The following is an 18574-nucleotide window of genomic DNA, read 5'->3' as shown; positions in this document are numbered from 1 at the left end:
ATCCCTCTATGAACCGGTGGGTAAGGTAATGGTAATTCGGGTTTCCTCGTCGGGGATACTGGTAATACTTAAATCACCTTGATGAATTTGGGCGATTTGTTTGGCGATCGCCAGTCCTAAGCCTGAGCCTTGTTGCTCATAGAGTTTACGATTAAATTGCATATAGGCTCCAATTTGCTCGATTTGCTCTGGAATCATTCCCCGTCCTGAGTTAATTACGCTTAAGATGAGCTGGTTATCTTTTACCTTTGTCATTACCTGAACTGGGGTTCCAGATGGAGAAAATTTAAAGGCGTTATCAATGACTTCTTGTACCAGTTTCTGTAATCGAGACGCTTCTATCTGGACGGAACTATCTTCTAACTCATATTTAAGATCGGTCGTGCGCTCAAATTGGTCTGCTTTTAAGATAATCACTTCTTGAACTGTATCTCGAATTGAGGCAGTAGATTGGGATCGCCATTGGTTGAGGCGATCGCTATTTTTGCTGGTCAATTCCAACTCAGCGTACAAAAGAAAATTCCGAATCAAGCGGTGTAATCTTTTACCCGATACTAGAATCTGCTCGGCCATCTCGCGGATTTCTTCAGGTTTTAAGTCTTCTGCTCCATAACTCATCAGTTCCGCAAACCCCATAATTCCATTCAGGGGAGTGCGTAATTCATGGGGGAGCGATCGGGTAATACTCTCGCGCAACTCATCCAATCTTCCTTCAGACGCTTGTTTAATCAGGGCTTGTTTATCTAAACGACTGTTAATCGCTTTGAGTAATTGATCGGGTAAACAGGGTTTGGTTAAATAATCATCCGCCCCTAACTCCATCCCTGAGCGGACATCATTTTTTTCTGCTTTTGCTGTTAAAAAAATAAAGGGAATCATCGCCGTTTTCGGATCGGCGCGTAATTGCTCTAATACTCCATAACCATCCAATTGGGGCATCATCACATCACAGAGAATCAGATCGGGGATTTCGGCTTTAGCGATCTCTACTCCAATACAGCCATTTTCTGCTCCTAGCCCTTCAAACTCTTCCGCATCCAAGAGATCGAGAATATTTTCGCGAATCATTTCCTCATCTTCAATCACTAATACTTTAACCATCCGGATTATCTCCTTTCACACTCCAGTTTTTTTTCTAGTTTACTCTCAATCTTTGATATATTTATCCCAATCTTTACCTCGCTTTTGCAGCAGTAACTTCGGCAGTCTTTTCTCTGGGTTCAGGATTTGCGCCTCAAACTCCTCCCTCGCTAGTGGTTTACTGAAATAATATCCTTGAATGATTTCGCAGTTTTGAGCCTGTAAAAATCTCACTTCCGGTTCTGTTTCCACTCCTTCAGCAACGACTTGTAAATCCAGGGAATGTGACATTTTGATGATCGCTGCTACCAGGGATTGTTGTTTCATATTCATTTCAATTCTTTTGATAAAACAACGATCTATTTTTAAGGTGTCAAAAGGAAAATCTTTCAGATATTCTAGAGACGAGTATCCGGTGCCAAAATCATCCAAGGCGAGTTTAACCCCAATAGACTTGAGGGAATTTAAGATTTTCAAGGCTTCTAGTTTCTGTTCAACTAAGGCATTTTCTGTTAATTCTAATTCTAGAGTGCCTGGAATATAGCCCATTGAGATCAAAGTATCTAAAAGCCATTGGCGCAAGGGAATGTGGGTAAGTTGGCGGGGAGATAAATTAACGCTCACTTGAAAGTTGGGGTTGAATTGCTGCCAGTGTTTCCCTTGTTTACAGGCTTGCACTAGTACCCATTTACCGATCGCATCAATCAATCCTGTTTCTTCAGCGATGGGAATAAATTTAGCTGGAGAAATCCATCCCCGCTCTGGGTGTTGCCAGCGAATGAGGGCTTCTGCTCCAATCACATTACCGGTGTGCAAGCTGACTTGGGGTTGATAATGGACATCAAGTTCTTGGCGCTCTAGGGCGTATCGTAGATCGGCTTCTAGGTTTAGGCGATCGCTCGAACCGACGTAAAAGGTGGGAATATAGAATTGATATTTATTACCTCCCTGTTCCCTGGCTTGATTAAGGGCACGACTGGCATTTTGGATGAGAGGATTGATATCTTGCCCATCCCTGGGATAATAAGTGATACCAATACTGGCGGTCATAACCAGATTTTCCTCCTCGATCGCAAAGGGTTGAGAGAGCTGTTCAAGCAGAGTTTGCATCTGTGCCATCACTTGATGACGGGAGAGGTGTTCCCCTAAAATAGCTACAAACACATCATCACTCAGGCGAGCGAGAATCGTTGAAGTTGAGGGATCGAAAGTTTCCCAGATGCGTTGAGCCGCAGCTTGCAGGAGGCGATCTCCAACATCATAACCGAGGGTATGATTAATCCGCTCAAACCGATCTAAACCAATACATAACACTGGGATCAGTTGCTCTTGCCCAGCAACGAGTGTAGAGCTATTTTGCACCAGGGTTTGGAAGAGATCCCGTAAACGGGTACGGTTGGGAAGATGGGTTAACAAGTCTTCCGAGGCTTGACGCTGAAGTTCTTGTAAATAGTGGGCATTCAGACTCGCCTTTTTATCCAACCGGGCAGCAACAGCCCTGAGAATTTCATTGGGCAGACACGGTTTCATCAAATAATCATCCGCCCCTAGCTCCATTCCATAACGAAAATCTAGGCGATCTCCTTTTGCCGTTAAGAAAATAAATGGAATATGGGAAAGAGCTGGATTTTCTTGTAGTGTCGTTAATACCGCATAACCGGTTAACTCCGGCATCATCACATCGCATAAAATCAAATCAGGTATCGCGTTTTGGGCGATCTTCAACCCTTCGCGACCATTTTCTGCACCCAGGACTTGATATCCTTCTGATTCCAACAATTCCAGAACATTTTCCCGAATTGCTTCATCATCTTCAATGACCAGAATTTTCGCCATAGTCAGTCTCTGATAAGTTTAAAGGTAAAACCACGGTGAACGTGCTACCGACTCCCACCTCACTTTCTACTGTAATCTCTCCGTGCTGTAAATCCACAGCCCGCTTAACAATTGCTAATCCTAACCCCGTTCCGGGGATATTTTCCACCTCACTACCGCGATAGAAAGATTTGAATAAGTGTTCTTGCTCTGACCGGCTAATCCCCATACCCCGATCTTCTACTTTTAAAATTAAGTTTTTATCCTTATTTGCCAACTCGATAATTGCCTGAGAACCTTTTGGTGAATAGTTCACCGCATTTGAGAGTAAATTATAAACAATATGTCCCATTAATTCTGGATCTAAATAAACTTTATGAGTATGGAGATCATCTGTTTTGAACTCAATGTCTATGTGAGTTTTGGAGGACGTTTTAATTTCATCAATCATTTGGGTACACAGCGTTTGAATATCTAGCCCTTTGGGTTTAGGATTTAATGGTTCAGGATCTGCCTGACCAATAACCAAGATATCTTCGAGAATGCGAGTCATACGCTGGACACCAGATTTGATCCGATCGAAATGAATTTGTTTTTTATCTTCTGTCCATTTATGACTATATTTTTCTAATAATCCTGCTGAAAATAAAATCGTTGCTAATGGGGTACGAAACTCATGGGAAACCATAGTAATAAACCGAGATTTTAAGTCTAGCAACTCTCGCTCTTTGGCTATATTTTTTTTCATTTCTATTTCTACCTGAGCGCGAGCCAGGGCAATATCTAAAGTGGTATTTAAGTCGCGCTCTTCAAAGGGTTTGACGATATAGCCAAAGGGGTTGGTTTTCTTCGCTCTCTCTAGGGTTTTCGGATCGGTATGAGAGGTTAAGTAAACCACAGGTGTTTTAAATTCATGGATGATTTTTTCTCCAGCTTCTATGCCATCCATTTCCTCTTTCAGTACAATATCCATTAATACTAAATCTGGCTTAACTTCTAGCATTTTTTCTAAGGCTTTTTCCCCCGAGTTGACTATTCCGACGACTACATATCCCATCCGCTGCAAGCTATTGCAGATATCCATGGCAATAATCCGCTCATCTTCAACGACTAATATTTTTATCAAATTCATCATTTTGATCTGCCTTTTATTTATCAATCCACGGAAAAGTTATTTTGACATAAGTTCCTTGCTCACCCATTAACTTTAAATTTCCTTCAAGTTGCTCGACTAAATTCTGGACGAGTTTTAAGCCTAAAGAATCGATTTCTTCGATGTCAAAGTTTTCCGGTAATCCCCAACCATCATCTTGGACTAAAAGACTCAGAGTTATATCATCCTGACGGATAAATTCTACTGTAATTGTTCCTGATGATTGTTCTACAAAGGCATACTTAAAACAATTAGAAACTAATTCGTTGACAATTAAGCCACAGGGAATTGCTGTGTCCACATCTAAGGCAATGGATTCAAGATTTAAGTCGATCTCGATCTTTTGAGAAGATCGGCTGTAGGAACTGACTAAATTACTGACAACTGTATAAAAGTAATCTTGGGCATTGATTTCTCCCATTTCTTGGGAATGGTAGAGTTTCTCATGAATCAAACTCATGGAGCGGACGCGATTTTCACTATCTTTGAAGAGTTCTCGATCTTGGGGATTCTGCACATAGCTTGATTGTAATCTTAATAAGCTGGCAATCACTTGCAAGTTGTTTTTGACGCGGTGGTGCAGTTCTTTGAGTAAGATTTCTTTTTCTTGCACCGATAATTGAAGTTTTTCATTAAGGTGCCTTAACTGCGCGGTTCTTTTCTTAACTCTAGCCTCCAATTCTTCATTGAGAGATTCTAGGGATTCAGCGGCTTTTCGTTGACTGGTGACATCACTAAAACAGTGAACTCTGCCGCGAATGTAGCCACTGAGTTCATAGGGTCTAGAGATCAGTTCAATCATCCTATCGTCAATGAGTTCAATCAGATGTTGATGAGTTTCTGTAGGGTCTTGATAGTTCTGATTGATGAAGTTAATAAAGTCTTCTGGATAACGCATTTGATCGAGCAAGAAGGCGTTCACCAACTGGGAATTTCTAGGAGATAAGATGTGCTGGGGAATGCGCCACAATTGTACATATTGTTGATTATAATTGAGGATATCACCTTCTCGATTTAAGACTAAAATGCCGTCAGCGGTAGAGTCTAATGTGGCTTGTAAAAGGGAGATCGATCGCTCTAGAGCGGCTTCGGTTTGTTTGCGTTGGGTAATGTCTTCGGAAATAGAGGCTAAACGATAGATGCGATCGCCAAGGGGATGACGCACAGGGAAACATCGGGTACGAATCCAGCGGGTGAGACCACTGGAGAGCAGAATACGGTATTCTTGTTCCCAAGGGCCATGACGTTGAGCGGGTAAGGTTGCTTGAACGCGATCTCTCTCTTGAGGATGAATAACGCTTAACCAGGATTGGGGATTTTCGTATAAACTTTCGCAGGATTGACCCCAAATTTTTTCGTAGGAAGGACTGACATAAATAATGGCTTGGTTATCAATATCCGTTAACCAAAATACTTCATTGAGGTTTTCTACTAGATGGCGAAATCGTTCTTCTGAATCTCGCAAGGCTTCAATATTGAGGGTTGTTTCAATTAAACTATTACCCAGAACGACTTGACCGACTACAACCCCATCCTCATTTTTCATCACCATCCCTCTGATGCGGTAGGGAATAGGCCCTGCACGAGTCAGCAGTAGGGTATCAATTTCATTTTGTCCGTCCCGAAAGGCTTGTTGAATATGTTGGGTAATCGCCGATCGCTCTTCGGGAGGAAAGAGAATCAAAACCGATTCATTCATTAACCGAGTTTGACTTAAACCCGTGACTTTTTCGAGACCCGGATTCCAGCGTTGTAGATAATATTCTGTGTTAATAGAATATAAAATATCAGGTAAGCGGTTAAATTGGCCTTGACGAGCGTTTAAACGTTGCGATCGCTCATAGGCCGATAAGACCAGTCGTAAAAACTCTTCTTCTTTCTCCCTATTCTCTGAGCCTAACTTGCCACAGGCGATCTGATGGATATGGACAACATCAACGACACTGATATCCGAAGCAAATGCCAGTTGTCCTAAAAAAATATTGGCGGATACGGGAACGGTAGGTGCAAGCAAACCTTCTTGCTCATCCATTGCCAAGCTGGTTCCCGACTCTGTATCCTCGGGACAACTGACTGTTCCTTGAAGATAGGTTCGCAGTTCTATGGTATAACGCTGATGAAATTCAGCTAATGTCTCATCTTTTGAGACCATTCTTCCTCCCCATACGTAACTCCTGCTATCTTATCCTAGCGCAGTGAGGAAGAGCTTTGTGCTCTAAAGTAGTGCTTGAGAAAAAGATGGGGAAGAAATTCCCTATACCCTCATGCATCGATCAATGCACGATTCTAGTCTGGTCAAGGCACTAGTGCTAAGATTTATTACACTTTTTGCGATTTTGCATAAAACAGCCGTCATGTTTCTGAGATCTCTATAGAGCCACTCATTCATGAGGTGAATGTTATGAGTCAAGAATTTATTAACCGGGTTGTGGAATTGACGAACTTTCAGCGTAGTCAATTCGGTTTAGCTCCTCTGGTTGTTAATGCACAGTTGACGCAAGCGGCTCAAAGCCATACTGAGAATATGGCCTTTCAGGACTTTTTTAGTCATACGGGCTTAGACAATAGCTCTATTGGCGATCGCATCAGCGCTACCGGATATCAAGCTTCTACAGGAGCTGAAAATATTGCTGCAGGATATCAAACGCCAGAACAAGTGGTTGAGGGATGGATGAATAGTCCTGGACATCGAGCCAATATCCTTAATGCCAATTTACAGGAAATTGGAGTTGGTTACTTTTTTCTGGCTAATGATACGGGTAATGTTAACTACAATTCTTATTGGACACAAGTGTTTGGGAGTCCTCGTAATGGTGTCGTAACTCCCGCACCTGCACCGACTCCGGTCAATCCGACTACACCCTTTACCCTGGGTTCCGATCTCAATGACCAAATGACAGGAACGGTTGGTAATGATACTATTTTTGCTCTAGGAGGAGATGATATTGCTCGAGGGAATAGTGGTAATGATTATGTCAATGGAAACTTAGGCAATGACCAAGTTGCCGGAGATTTGGGTAATGATTCTGTGCGCGGAGGTCAAGGGAATGATTTTGTGAGTGGGGGAGAGGGAAATGATTTTGTTTTTGGCGATCGCCAAAACGATCGGGTTTTTGGTAATAATGGCGATGATATCCTCTACGGCGGCCAAAATGAAGACTACCTCGATGGCGGAGCGGGTAATGATATCCTCTATGGAGACCTGGGATCGGATGTTGTTATTGGTGGCACAGGAAACGATATCTTTGTTCTCCGTCCTGGTGTGCCAGATTTAATCTTTTACAACGATGCCGAAGATCGTATGGGTTTAACTGGAGGCTTATCGTTTAATAGTTTAACCTTCAATTCTGGCAGTGGAGAATTAGCCAACGCCACATTAATTTATCAAGCCGGAACGACCAATGTTTTAGCCATTCTCCCCAATATTGCGCCGAGTCAACTCGATCCCAGAGATTTTATTGCCATCTAAAATTCGGCATTGATGGGTCAATTGGAATCTTTTCATTAATTAAAGGATGGATACTATTACCATTTCTCTTTAATCTTGCAACTAATCTATCCCTGAGAGACAAGGAACCCCAGCCCCTTTTTAAAGCGCATCATCATAGAGAAATGGTATAAGCCAACGAGCAACCCTAATCACACGGAATCGGAAAGATTTTGAGTGCGTGCCCGGTTTAACCTTTGAGGATTGGTCAATCGAGTAAACTTCGAGATAAGCAACTCATTCCTTGCTATAACAGCAAAAATTCCTATATCCATTTCCCAGACATTATGAACGCACCTTTCTTTCCCCAGGTTTCGGTTATTGTGCCGGTGTATAACGGTGAGGAGGATTTACCGGAGTTGTTAGCGGGGTTTCGGAACCAGACTTATCCAAGCGATCGCCTAGAATACCTGATTGTCGATAATGGTAGCAGAGATCGCACCTCGGAAATTCTCCAAAGTGCCGACTTATCCAACCTCAAACCCCTCAGTCAAACCGAGATCCAAAGTTCTTATGCAGCGCGAAACTTAGGCATCAAAACAGCTCAGTATGACATTCTTGCCTTTACGGATGCCGACTGTCGTCCCCAACCGGAATGGCTAGAAAACCTGGTTAAACCCTTTGCCAAGCCAGACATTGGGTTATCGGTGGGCGAAATTATCGCGCTTCCCGGTAACACTCTACTCGAACAACACGCCGATCGCCAAGAAACCCTCTCCCAAAAACATACCCTCGCGAACCCCTTTTGTCCCTATGGACAAACTGCCAACTTAGCGGTGCGTCGCTCTATTTTCGATCGAGTGGGACTGTTTCGTCCCTATTTAACCACGGGAGGAGATGCAGATATCTGCTGGCGTATTTTGCGCGAAACTGATTGGAAATACGAATTTGTCCCCGATGCAACCGTCAAACATCGCCATCGTCGCACCCTCCAAGAGCTACAAAAACAATGGTATCGCTATGGAAAATCGAACCGCTATTTGCATCAACTCCATGGCGTAGACTTGATGCGTTCCCTAACGCTCAAAGAAACTCTCTATCGGATGACACGTTGGGTGCTCAAAGAAGTCCCCCTCACCAGCGCCAAAATGCTCTTAGGGAAGGCCGATATTGTAGACTTAGTGAATACTCCTTTAGGGTTGTATATGTTCCAAGCCAGAACCCAAGGGCAAACGTTTTCCGATCTGCCGGAAAATGCCCGCTATATCGAACCCTTCACCCCTAACTCCTAAACTATGCGTTCATATACCCTATTAGCGTGCGCGAAAATTAATTTATATCTGGAGATTGTCGGCGATCGCGCCGATGGTTATCATGAATTGGCGATGATTATGCAAAGTGTGGGTTTGTGCGATCGCCTGCACATCGAACCCTCTGGTACAGATACCATCCGCATCACCTGTAACCATCCCGATGTTCCCAGTGACTCTAGTAACTTAGCCTATCGTGCAGCGGAGTTGATGTGTTCCGCGTTTCCCGAAGCCTTCGCCCAATATGGAGGTGTCAATATTAGCATTGATAAACACATTCCCGTCGCTGCTGGGTTAGCCGGAGGATCGAGTAATGCGGCGGCTGTATTGGTGGGAATGGATTTGTTATGGAATTTGGGCTTAACTCAGGGAGAATGCGAACGGTTAGGAGAGCAGTTGGGGTCAGATGTGCCGTTTTGCGTTCGAGGGGGAACGGCTTTAGCTACGGGACGGGGAGAAAAGTTATCCCCTCTGCCGGATCTCGATCGATTGTATGTGGTGTTGGCCAAGTATGAAAGCGTGAAGATTTCCACCGCTTGGGCGTATAAAACCTATCGCAACATCTATGAAGAGTCCTATATTCGCGACCCAGAACATATTGAAGCCTATGGTCAAAAAGTTCACTCCGGGCCGATAGTGAGGGCGATCGCCAGCAAGAATCATGCGATCATTACCGAAGAATTGCGGAATGATTTTGAAAAAATTGTTTTACCTGAATATCCCCAACTGGTCGCCCTCAAACAACGGTTTATAGAAGCTGGCGCACTAGGTACACTGATGTCGGGTTCAGGGTCTACTATATTTGCCCTTACCGAATCTCAAGCGGAAGCTAACCGCATTAAAAACGACATCGAACAACAATTAAATGACCCCGATCTCAACTTATGGGTCGCTCAGTTTTCACCAACAGGCATTAAAGTGAGTGACGAATAGGTACTCTAGCAATCATGATCGATAATAACGAATCAATGTCTGAACAGACGAGTAAACCGGCTATTTCTGCCAATGTTACCCCAGTGCGCTGTTTAACTGGCGCTCTGATGAGTGGGGCGATTACCTCATTTCTCTATTTCCTCTCCATGTCCATTATCGAGACATTTGCCAATAAGCCGCTCGCGACAAAAAATGCGATCGCCTTAAATATTGGTGCAGCCGTCCGCACCCTCGTCATGGGCATGGGATTATTAGCAACTGGCGTATTTGCTCTGACTACAGTCGGATTGTTAGCTCTAGCCATTCAACTCACCGTTCGCAAAAGCAGTGCCCATTAATCTCCGTTTGGATGAAACAGAACGTATTATCAGCGCTCATTAGTGGCATTAGTCTACTCTCTACTCACTATTTCCTAGCGCAAAGCGCTTATCATTGCAGTTTTTTCACAATTCCTTCTAAAGACAACTCTTGAGGTCGAGGAATATTACAGACGGAACTGTTGCCGTAGCTATATTCAGGATCGTGAATCATGGCTAGAGTTTGATAGACATGGGAACGGTTAATTTCTTCCGGTAAAGTTAAGCCGAATTCTTTTAAACAATCCGCTAATTTGAATTGGTAGAAAAATATTTTTTCGCCCTTCGGCCGCTCAAAAAATCCCCAATTAAGTGCCATGCCAACTGCGGCACGATAGGGATCGTTTTTCAATTCACCAAGGTTATGGGGCAGATCTTCAGGACTAATTGTATTTCCAGGGGTTCCTAGATAGGTATAGTTATTGGCTTTCATCGCTGACCAAAAATCCGGTTTATTTCGCCAATCTTGAATAATTTCGATGTTTACCCTAATATTGGGATTGCCCTGATAATATTCCCAAATTGAACTCATGGTGTGGTGAGAGTCAACCATATAAAATTGATTCCCCGGACCTAAAACAACTGGTACTTTGCGCTGATTTACATAGTCTTCAACGGTTGCATATTCAGAAGATTCTCCGCGATCGATGACCTTTAAAACAGCGACCTGATATTGCACTTGATATTTACCCACCACGGGTTGTGTGGGATGCAAATCGGCGATCGCAATCTGGCATTCCAGAGTCGTTCTCAGTTGAGGAGGACGCAAGGGACAAGGGGAAATTCTAGCGTCTGCGGATGGAGGAAGAACGATCGATAAACCCAAAACGGCTAGAGTCAGACAGAAGAGCCAGAATTTTTGCACAGGTCAAACTCACCAAAAAATGCATACTCGTACAGGGTAATGGCGAGACTTTAATCTGTCAAATTAATTAAATCTTAAAATAATTATATCCACAAGGAAAGGATAAAACCCGGTGGTTCTTATTCCTCACTCTCTTCCTCTACATTTAAAGTATCTTGATACGGCAATTCTTCCCAGAGAACACGATAGAATTGTAGAGGCTCTTTTTTGCCTTTGACTTGTACAAGGGGTAAACGTTCTACAGGAATTTGAGGCTGGTTCAATTGGGCGAAAGTGCTGGCAGAAATGAGGATTTCATTGGCTTTAGCTTCACTACAAATGCGACTGGCTACATTCATCGTATCGCCAATATGGGCATATTGAATCAGGCGTTCTGTACCAATGTTTCCGGAAGCCACTCGTCCCGTATTTAAACCAATGTGAATATGAATGGGATGGTGGTTGCGACGTTGGCGCTGGATATTCAGCCGTCTAACAGCCCATTGCATGGAAATGGCTGCTTTGACTGCGCGTTCTGCGTCATCTTCTCTTTGATAAGGCGATCCCCAGACGGCAACTAAGGCATCGCCAATATATTTTTCGAGGGTTCCTTCATAGGGGAAGACAATTTCTTCGACCATCATACTGAAGTATTCATTGAGCATCTCAATGACTGCGCGGGGAGACATGAGGGAAGACATTTGTGTAAATTGACTGACATCGGAAAATAGAGCTGTAACTTCTGTGTCTACAATTTTGTTCAAGTTGCCTTCTTCCCGTAGTTTACGGCTGACAGCTTTGGGAAAAAACCGTTCTAGCTTGTCCCGGAGAACGGCTTCGGATTCCATTTTCTGATAGAGTTGACTATGATCGATCGCGATCGCCGCCTGGTTCGCTAAAGCAGTTAAAAATTCTACATCTTCATCGGAATAGACATTAGCCAAGGATAGATTATCCACGTATAACACCCCAATGACCGTATCACGAGGTTTGAGAGGGGCACAAATTGAGGCATGAATGCATTGACTAATGACCGAATCAGAATCACTAAACCGACGATCCATTTGGGCATCTGCCGTCATAATAGTTTGTTGCTTTTCACAAACATAATTCGTAATTTTCTTACTATAAAATTGATAGTCTGCATGAATACCAACTTGGGAATGTACCGCTTTAACTTGCAGTTTTTCGGTTTGGGGATCGATCAATAAAATAGCAGCACGGTCAATCTGCATTAAATCCAACAGAATTTCTAAGATTTTTTTGAGTAACTTATCGAGTCTTTTGGGATAAGAGAGCTGTTTGCTCACTTCTAACAAAAGTTTGAGTTTATCTTCTTTCCGTTTTTGCTCATCCTGTTCTCGCAATTTGAGTACGGTTAAGCATTGTTCTTGATCGGACAATAACTCAGGTATTCCCACGTCGCCTCGATCGAGGGAAAACTCTTTAATAATAGTGCGATGTTCCTCTGGATCTAAACCCGTTTCTTCTTCAACAACGTCCAGTTGCTCTCGATATTGAAAGCTAATTTTACCGCAGCGAATGATATCCTTATCTTTGAGTAATTTACTGTCAATTCGACTTTCATTAATAAAGGTATGATTACTGCTATTGAGGTCACACATCTCCACCCCACTCGGTGTCCAGTGAATTTCGGCATGATGGCGAGAAATACTGGCGTGACTAATCACAATCATGTTATCGAGCGATCGCCCCAAGCTATTGATTCCCCAACGCAGTTCATATAATTTTTCATCCTGACTATGGGGAGCGTAGATTAAGTACGGCATAGTGTTTTCATGCGGGATGATAAGGGATAAAATAAAGCTCAGAACAGACTTTAATCAAGTTTGAAGTGAATTTTATACTCAAGTATAGGCGATTTAAATAGCTTTGGCAAACAGGGTATACTGACGTATGGGTTGGGCATATCGATGGCTGATGTTTAGGGATGAATTACCTTGATACATAAGGGCATGAATTACGGATTTATAGCCTAATTTTTGGGCAATTTGATGACATTGCCAGACCAAGAAACTCCCTAGTCCAGCGTAATCTTTTCGGGGCAAGATAGCAACGGTCTTCAGAATCACAGTCTCAACTGGTAAATTCCGTTGTCTTAAGCAAAAATCCGGAAGAGCAAATAAAAAACCAACAATGGTGTTTCCTTGCTGCACTAATACTACTAATTCTGGGTTAATGTAGCTACGGACTGGGTTGTACTGCTCGATAAATTCGGACTCCGAGAGGGGTGTATATAAGAAATTTCGCGCAAATGCAATTCTAGAAACATGATAAATTTGACGGAGTTCTTCTTCCCACTTGTCCAAATTCAGGGGGCGAAGGGTAATGTCGAGTTTTTTCAGGCGATCGCCGACTCGCTCTAAGCGGCGATCGCCTTGATTTAAATCGGTGACTAAGGCAGAATAATAGCCAGCTAAAGGACTAAATCCAGCCCCTAGAATCTGTTCAACATAGTCTGGAGGATTGTCAGGTTCGAGAAAGAAAACAGGATGCTCTCCTCGATCGGTAATCCAGCGATAATTGCGCCAAGTATTGCCATCAATAGGCGCAACGGCTAAAGTACAATGGTGTTGCCCTAAAATCTCTAAACTACGACTGAATAAAGCTTTAGCACTTTGACGATCTTGGGCAGCATAATGGCCAATTAATCCAAGCGTTTCTTGACCATAATTTGGCGTATTTTTCCACCAAAGGGAACAGCGAGCGACTAAGGTTTGATTGTGCAAAATTGCCAGATGTAGATCCGGTTGATGTTGCTTTAATTCAGTTCCACTGAGAGCAGGAATTCCGTCAAGACTGGCTAAGATTCCTAGCTCAGAATCTCGATAAATTAAATGATAATCATACATAGAAAAATACCCCTTACCCATGACCCATTACCCAAATGTTTAAGCTAATTGCCGATCCCAAAGCAACGATCGCCGATCGCCCAATCCACATCCACGTCTCATCCAGATTCCGGCAACTCCCTTGTAGAAGAGCAAAGACAATGGCGATCGGCCCCATGATAATGAATCCTTCTCCAGCATAGGCGATCGCCTGGCCGTCCCAGCCTTGAATCCATAAAAAAGGGACAAAAATTAACACCCATCCCTTCACCACAGAGCGCCCAATAAAGCGCCAATTCGGCAATTGAGGATGAAATCGAGGTACCGCAATATCAATGATGGCTAGATGAGTCGCAAATGCCAAGGTATAGGGATAAAAACAAAGAGTTTCACCCATAATTTTACCCAGTAATAACCATAAAATCCCGGTTGAGCCAATACTCAAAACTGCCCGCATATCATGGCGACGTTCCTGGTATTGTTGAGTCCAAGGACAGAGTAAAGAATAGGCAAAAAATAGGATAACTGGAGCAATAAACCAGCGCCAATCTGCCAATACCCAAGTTAAATAGCCGAACCAAGCACTCCCTAAAACAGCGCTATCATTGAGGGTCGTTCTGTGTCGCCAATTGAGGGTTAATATGCCCACAATGAGGGTGAGAATGAGACGAAAACTGAGGGAGGGAATATCCATGGGCAGGAATAACTTTAACATGATCAATCCGCCAATGGGAATAAATACATTATCCAAGCCTTGCCAGGAGATCGCCTCTAAAACCATTACTTGCAAGCCTAGAATCACCGCAATTAATAGGCTTTCGGCTCGTCCTGTCTCCGTGAGCAGTAGTAAAGGAACATGGGTACTTAAAAAAGCTACTGTGAAAAAGGCGATCGACCCTTCCGCACTTTTGTGTCCTTCCGAGGTACTATAGGTGTGCAATCCATAGCTCACTCCAATGAGTGCGGCAACTGCATCCCCAAGTGTCAGAAGGAGCATGGGAATCAGATAGTAGACCCAATTCCCTTGGGACAAGGTAAAAACTAAGGCAACCGAGAAGGGAAAATACACTTCTCCCCAGGAGCTACGAGCTACGCCATCCGTCACACTGCCCAACCGTTGATGAAAGTAGGGGATAAACTTAATACTGCATAGAAAGGCGATCGCGCCCATGGCCAAACCGATCGCCGGCAGGGGAGAATCAAATAACCAGGGAAAGCTCAACGTCACCAACCCCATGCCCACATGAAGTAATTTGCGCACCCATTCCGGATGCGGAGAGTGCCGGTGCTGATACTCTCGCAACAGGAGCATCAAGCCTGCGAGAATCGATAAGACGAACAGTACACTCACCCAAGGTGCAAACATGGGAATTGATAGCGCTTCGCGCTAGAGGATAGGGAATAGGCAGGTTCTACCGTATATCAATTGAAAATTAGAACTTAAAAATGATTTTATTTTAATTCTTTCGATGATTATTATCCAACTCAATCCTTGTCCCTGCCCATTGGAGCTTATTGCGGAGGGTGCGATAGTAGGAATGGTTTTCTTCGAGGATAATAAATTTGGCTTGATAATCAGCCATTCGTACATCAACACGATGACCCGGCCAAATGGCTGTACCCATGACTCCATCTGTCCAGAGTTTGGTACTTAAATCGTAGTCTGCCAGGGGCCAAACGCTGACGATGCAGCCAGACGGAATAACAATGGGACGACTCGATAAACTTAAGGGACAAATGGGAGTTACAGTCATGGCCTCCATTCCTTCATGAATGATCGGCCCATTGGCAGAGAGATTGTAACAGGTTGAACCGGTGGGAGTGGAGACCAATAAACCATCCCCTTGATATTGATCGACGACTTCCCCATCGATCTCAATCTCTAGCTTCGAGGTAATCATGCGGTCATGGGAAGCGGGTTTAATGCAGATTTCATTCAACGCTAAAAAGCGATCGCTCGCGGGAGGGAGAAACCGCTGATTGCCTTCATAAACTGCTGCTTGGAGCATCATACGTCGTTGTATGGCGTAGCGATCGCTTTGTAACCGTTCCCAAACCCGTTGCGTATCATAAAAATTATTCGCCGACTCCGTTAAAAAACCCAAATTTCCCCCAATATTCACCGCCAAAATCGGGATACCTTCGGCTGCCAACTGTCGAGTGGCTGCCAGTGCCGTGCCATCTCCCCCCAAAACTACCGCTAAATCAATGGGTTCAGTCGCTGAAGCCAAAAACACAGGATACGGATTATCTTTAGCCCCCGATGGTCCCATCAGCACTCGACAACCCAGGACATCTAACTCTTTCGCGCATCGCTGTGCCCATTTACGACTATCTGCGTCTCCAGCTTTATGGGAAATAATGACCTGTTTGAGTTCCACAATTCAATGAATAATTAACCTGAGTTCAGGATAAGCGATCGCTAGAAAATAATGAATACGAGCATCGGGTACGCTCACTTGTGGGAAATTATCAGTCCAATTCCTCCTTATAACTACCAGCTTAGAAGAACTGTTCTGTCCTGTCGATGACTTTTGTCAAATATTTGAACCCACTTGATTAACCATAGTAATTCAATCTCCTTCGACCAGCAGCGATCGCTCCCAGAGTTGAGTCCATCGCCCCACAGTAAAAATGCCTCACTCACGTTAAAATAAACCTGAATTACATCAGGTCAGGTGAGAGAATGGCACTAATTATCACAGGTAAGAAGCTCATTCGAGACTTAGAGAGCGCAGGCGCACTAGGCATGTATGTCCCCCTAGAAGGGGGAGAAGAAGGACGCTATATCCGCCGCGTCCGCGCAGCCGGTTATACGCTACTGTCCCTAGATGCAAGAGGTCTGGGAGATTTATCCGCTTACTTAACCGGAGTGCATGGGGTACGTCCTCCCCACCTCGGTAAAAAGAGCAGTGGTAAAAAAGCCGCTGTTGGTGATGTCTACTTTATCCCGCCCATTATTCAAACCCAACTCGCTCAACTCCCCGCCAAGTCAAAGGGGCTACTATTGTGGATTATTGAAGGTCATATCCTATCCTCAGAAGAACTGGGTTATCTAGCAGCCTTACCGAGTTTAGAGCCAAAGGTAAAACTGATTGTGGAATTAGGAGGCGATCGCGATGTTCGCTGGCTCCCTCTAAAACAAGCCCTCTAGAAAAAACGGTTGACCCATTACCCATTATCTACCCGCGCCAGCGCTATCTATCAAGGAGATCATATCTATGGCAGAAGAGATTCTAAAAAACCGCGACTATACTCTGATTATCGATAAAAGTAATAGTATGTCGCTGCAAGATCAACCGGGAGGTAAAAGTCGGTGGCAAGCGGCCCAAGAATCTACATTTAAGGTAGCCCAATTCTGTGAAAAACTCGATCCAGATGGGATTACCGTTTATTTGTTTTCCGCCAACTTCCGCCGCTATGATAATGTCACAGCTAGTAAGGTAGAACAAGTTTTCCAAGAAAATACTCCCTCTGGGGTCACTAAGTTCGATCAAGTGCTTGAACATGCCCTCAATGATTATTTTGAGCGTAAAGCGGCTGGTCAAGCGAAAGAAAACGGAGAAACGTTTTTAGTGATTACCGATGGTATTGAAGGAGAAGCAGAAAAGAAAGGTGCCATTGCCTTAATTCGAGATGCCTCAAGCAAAATTGACCGCGATGAAGAGTTAGCTATTTCTTTTATCCAAGTAGGCAAAGATCCCAAAGTAACCGAGTTTCTTAAGGCTTTAGATGACCGGATGGTTGAAGTCGGTGCGAAATTCGACATTGTGGATACTGTTATCATGGAGGAAATGGAGTCCATGACCCTGACGGATGTATTGATGAATGCGATCTATGATTAGGGTTAGAGATTAGGAGATGATTGATCTCCTAGTGTATTGGGGAGGTTAGGTAGATAATGAGTTCTATTGATGATTTCTTGAATGAGTTGAAGGTTCAACATCAGCAGAAACAGTCCGGAGATCGCCAGCCTCCCCCTCTCGATCGCTTTCCTAAGCAGAACCAAGAGAATGAACCGATGGATGATTTGCTCTCTGATATTAAGTCTGGGTTTGTACGTGGGAATGAGATAGAGGGAGAGGAAGTTGGGTTAGATGAGCTTCGCCAACGATATCAGCAAGAAAAAAAAGCACCTACTGCGGACTCTCAAACTTCAGAATCAGATTTAGACGAGCTTCGCCAACAGTATCAACCCGAAAAAAAAGCGCCTACTGCGGACTCTGAAGCTTCAGAATTAGATTTAGAACAGATTCGCCAGCGTTACACGGTGCAAAAACAACAGGTTTCTGAACACTCAAGTGATAAAGGACAAGATTTAGAGCAGGTGCGTTTGAGGGCGATGCAAATGCGATCGCAACGGGAAGCGCTAAAAGCATCTGCGGCTCAGACGAATGATTTACTCGACAATATGCGCGATCGCTATATCCAAAATCGTGCCATTGAGCGTCAAAAACGAGAAGCGGCTCAACAGGAAGAAAAAAAACGCCGTCAACAACGGGAATCTCTCAAACCTCGTGCCAGGGAATGGTTAGCACGGCTCGATCCCTATTCTGATGAGGGCTTTTGGTTTGATAGCTTTGCTCAAGGATATGGCGGCGATCGCCTCGAAGCTGCCCTAGATTATCTCCAAGCTCTGGAAGAATAGGAGATAGGGAGATGGGGAGATGGGGAGATGGGGGGATAGGGAGATTAAAATAAATTCCATTAGAGATTATTTGTAGTACAAAGCATTTCTGTTATACTACAAATAATCTGACCTTAACTCTAGACCCCAATTCAACCCATTGAGATCTAGACTCAA

16 protein-coding genes are annotated in these 18574 nt (G+C 43.9%); 7 read left to right on the top strand and 9 right to left on the bottom strand.

Annotated elements, in window-relative coordinates; all coding sequences use genetic code 11:
• Window positions 1-6: 6 nt before the first annotated feature.
• Genes J7545_RS03575 through J7545_RS03560 form a run of 4 tightly spaced genes read right to left on the bottom strand, consistent with a single transcriptional unit; the run spans window position 7 to window position 6200 of the window.
• Complete coding sequence (locus J7545_RS03575) at window positions 7-1101, bottom strand: response regulator (RefSeq protein WP_318699896.1); 1095 nt, start codon at window positions 1099-1101, stop codon at window positions 7-9.
• 45 nt (window positions 1102-1146) lie between these two features.
• Complete coding sequence (locus tag J7545_RS03570; RefSeq protein ID WP_318719140.1) at window positions 1147-2916, bottom strand: EAL domain-containing protein; 1770 nt, start codon at window positions 2914-2916, stop codon at window positions 1147-1149.
• Window positions 2894-4030, bottom strand: a complete 1137-nt coding sequence (locus J7545_RS03565) for an ATP-binding protein (RefSeq protein WP_318719139.1) — start codon at window positions 4028-4030, stop codon at window positions 2894-2896. Before J7545_RS03565 ends, J7545_RS03570 begins: the two co-directional genes overlap by 23 nt.
• Before the next feature lie 13 nt (window positions 4031-4043).
• Window positions 4044-6200, bottom strand: a complete 2157-nt coding sequence (locus J7545_RS03560; RefSeq protein WP_318699893.1) for a PAS domain S-box protein — start codon at window positions 6198-6200, stop codon at window positions 4044-4046.
• A 249-nt stretch (window positions 6201-6449) separates the two neighbouring features.
• Between J7545_RS03560 and J7545_RS03555 the strand changes: the two genes are divergently transcribed.
• The 4 genes from J7545_RS03555 (at window position 6450) to J7545_RS03540 (ending at window position 10056) form a co-directional block, all read left to right on the top strand.
• The gene (locus J7545_RS03555) at window positions 6450-7517 is read left to right on the top strand and encodes a CAP domain-containing protein (protein WP_318699892.1); all 1068 of its coding nucleotides are present in this window, start codon (window positions 6450-6452) and stop codon (window positions 7515-7517) included.
• Window positions 7518-7822: 305 nt separating this feature from the next.
• Window positions 7823-8767: a glycosyltransferase gene (locus J7545_RS03550; RefSeq protein WP_318699891.1), complete on the top strand. Its 945-nt coding sequence runs from the start codon at window positions 7823-7825 to the stop codon at window positions 8765-8767.
• 3 nt (window positions 8768-8770) lie between these two features.
• Window positions 8771-9718 (top strand): 4-(cytidine 5'-diphospho)-2-C-methyl-D-erythritol kinase, encoded by a 948-nt coding sequence (ispE, locus tag J7545_RS03545; protein WP_318699890.1) that lies wholly within the window; start codon window positions 8771-8773, stop codon window positions 9716-9718.
• Between the two features lie 35 nt (window positions 9719-9753).
• Window positions 9754-10056, top strand: a complete 303-nt coding sequence (locus tag J7545_RS03540; protein ID WP_318699889.1) for a DUF3082 domain-containing protein — start codon at window positions 9754-9756, stop codon at window positions 10054-10056.
• A gap of 91 nt (window positions 10057-10147) precedes the next feature.
• On the opposite strand, the gene J7545_RS03535 is transcribed toward J7545_RS03540, so the two are convergent.
• The 5 genes from J7545_RS03535 to J7545_RS03515 form a co-directional block, all read right to left on the bottom strand.
• A complete protein-coding gene (locus tag J7545_RS03535) occupies window positions 10148-10939 on the bottom strand; it encodes a ParB/Srx family N-terminal domain-containing protein (protein ID WP_318699888.1) in 792 nt (263 codons plus the stop codon).
• 119 nt (window positions 10940-11058) lie between these two features.
• The gene (locus J7545_RS03530) at window positions 11059-12708 is read right to left on the bottom strand and encodes an adenylate/guanylate cyclase domain-containing protein (protein ID WP_318699887.1); all 1650 of its coding nucleotides are present in this window, start codon (window positions 12706-12708) and stop codon (window positions 11059-11061) included.
• Between the two features lie 93 nt (window positions 12709-12801).
• Window positions 12802-13812 carry a GNAT family N-acetyltransferase gene (locus J7545_RS03525; RefSeq protein WP_318719138.1) on the bottom strand — a complete coding sequence of 337 codons (1011 nt, stop codon included), beginning with the start codon at window positions 13810-13812 and terminating at the stop codon, window positions 12802-12804.
• Window positions 13805-15136, bottom strand: a complete 1332-nt coding sequence (locus J7545_RS03520) for a hypothetical protein (RefSeq protein ID WP_318699885.1) — start codon at window positions 15134-15136, stop codon at window positions 13805-13807. The genes J7545_RS03525 and J7545_RS03520 overlap by 8 nt, the downstream gene beginning before the upstream one ends.
• Before the next feature lie 91 nt (window positions 15137-15227).
• Window positions 15228-16151 (bottom strand): NAD(+) kinase, encoded by a 924-nt coding sequence (locus J7545_RS03515; protein ID WP_318699884.1) that lies wholly within the window; start codon window positions 16149-16151, stop codon window positions 15228-15230.
• 305 nt (window positions 16152-16456) lie between these two features.
• Here J7545_RS03515 and ndhN point away from each other — a divergent pair, with 305 nt between their 5' ends.
• From ndhN to J7545_RS03500, 3 genes are all read left to right on the top strand, one after another.
• Window positions 16457-16924 carry an NAD(P)H-quinone oxidoreductase subunit N gene (gene ndhN / locus J7545_RS03510; protein WP_318699883.1) on the top strand — a complete coding sequence of 156 codons (468 nt, stop codon included), beginning with the start codon at window positions 16457-16459 and terminating at the stop codon, window positions 16922-16924.
• 67 nt (window positions 16925-16991) lie between these two features.
• Window positions 16992-17615, top strand: coding sequence for a VWA domain-containing protein (locus tag J7545_RS03505; protein WP_318699882.1), 624 nt, complete (start codon window positions 16992-16994; stop codon window positions 17613-17615).
• Between the two features lie 56 nt (window positions 17616-17671).
• Window positions 17672-18418, top strand: coding sequence for a salt stress protein, Slr1339 family (locus J7545_RS03500; protein WP_318699881.1), 747 nt, complete (start codon window positions 17672-17674; stop codon window positions 18416-18418).
• Window positions 18419-18574 lie beyond the last annotated feature (156 nt).

Source organism: Roseofilum sp. SBFL (assembly GCF_017746885.1).
Lineage (GTDB): Bacteria > Cyanobacteriota > Cyanobacteriia > Cyanobacteriales > Desertifilaceae > Roseofilum.
This window is presented reverse-complemented; position numbering and strand designations above follow the sequence as displayed.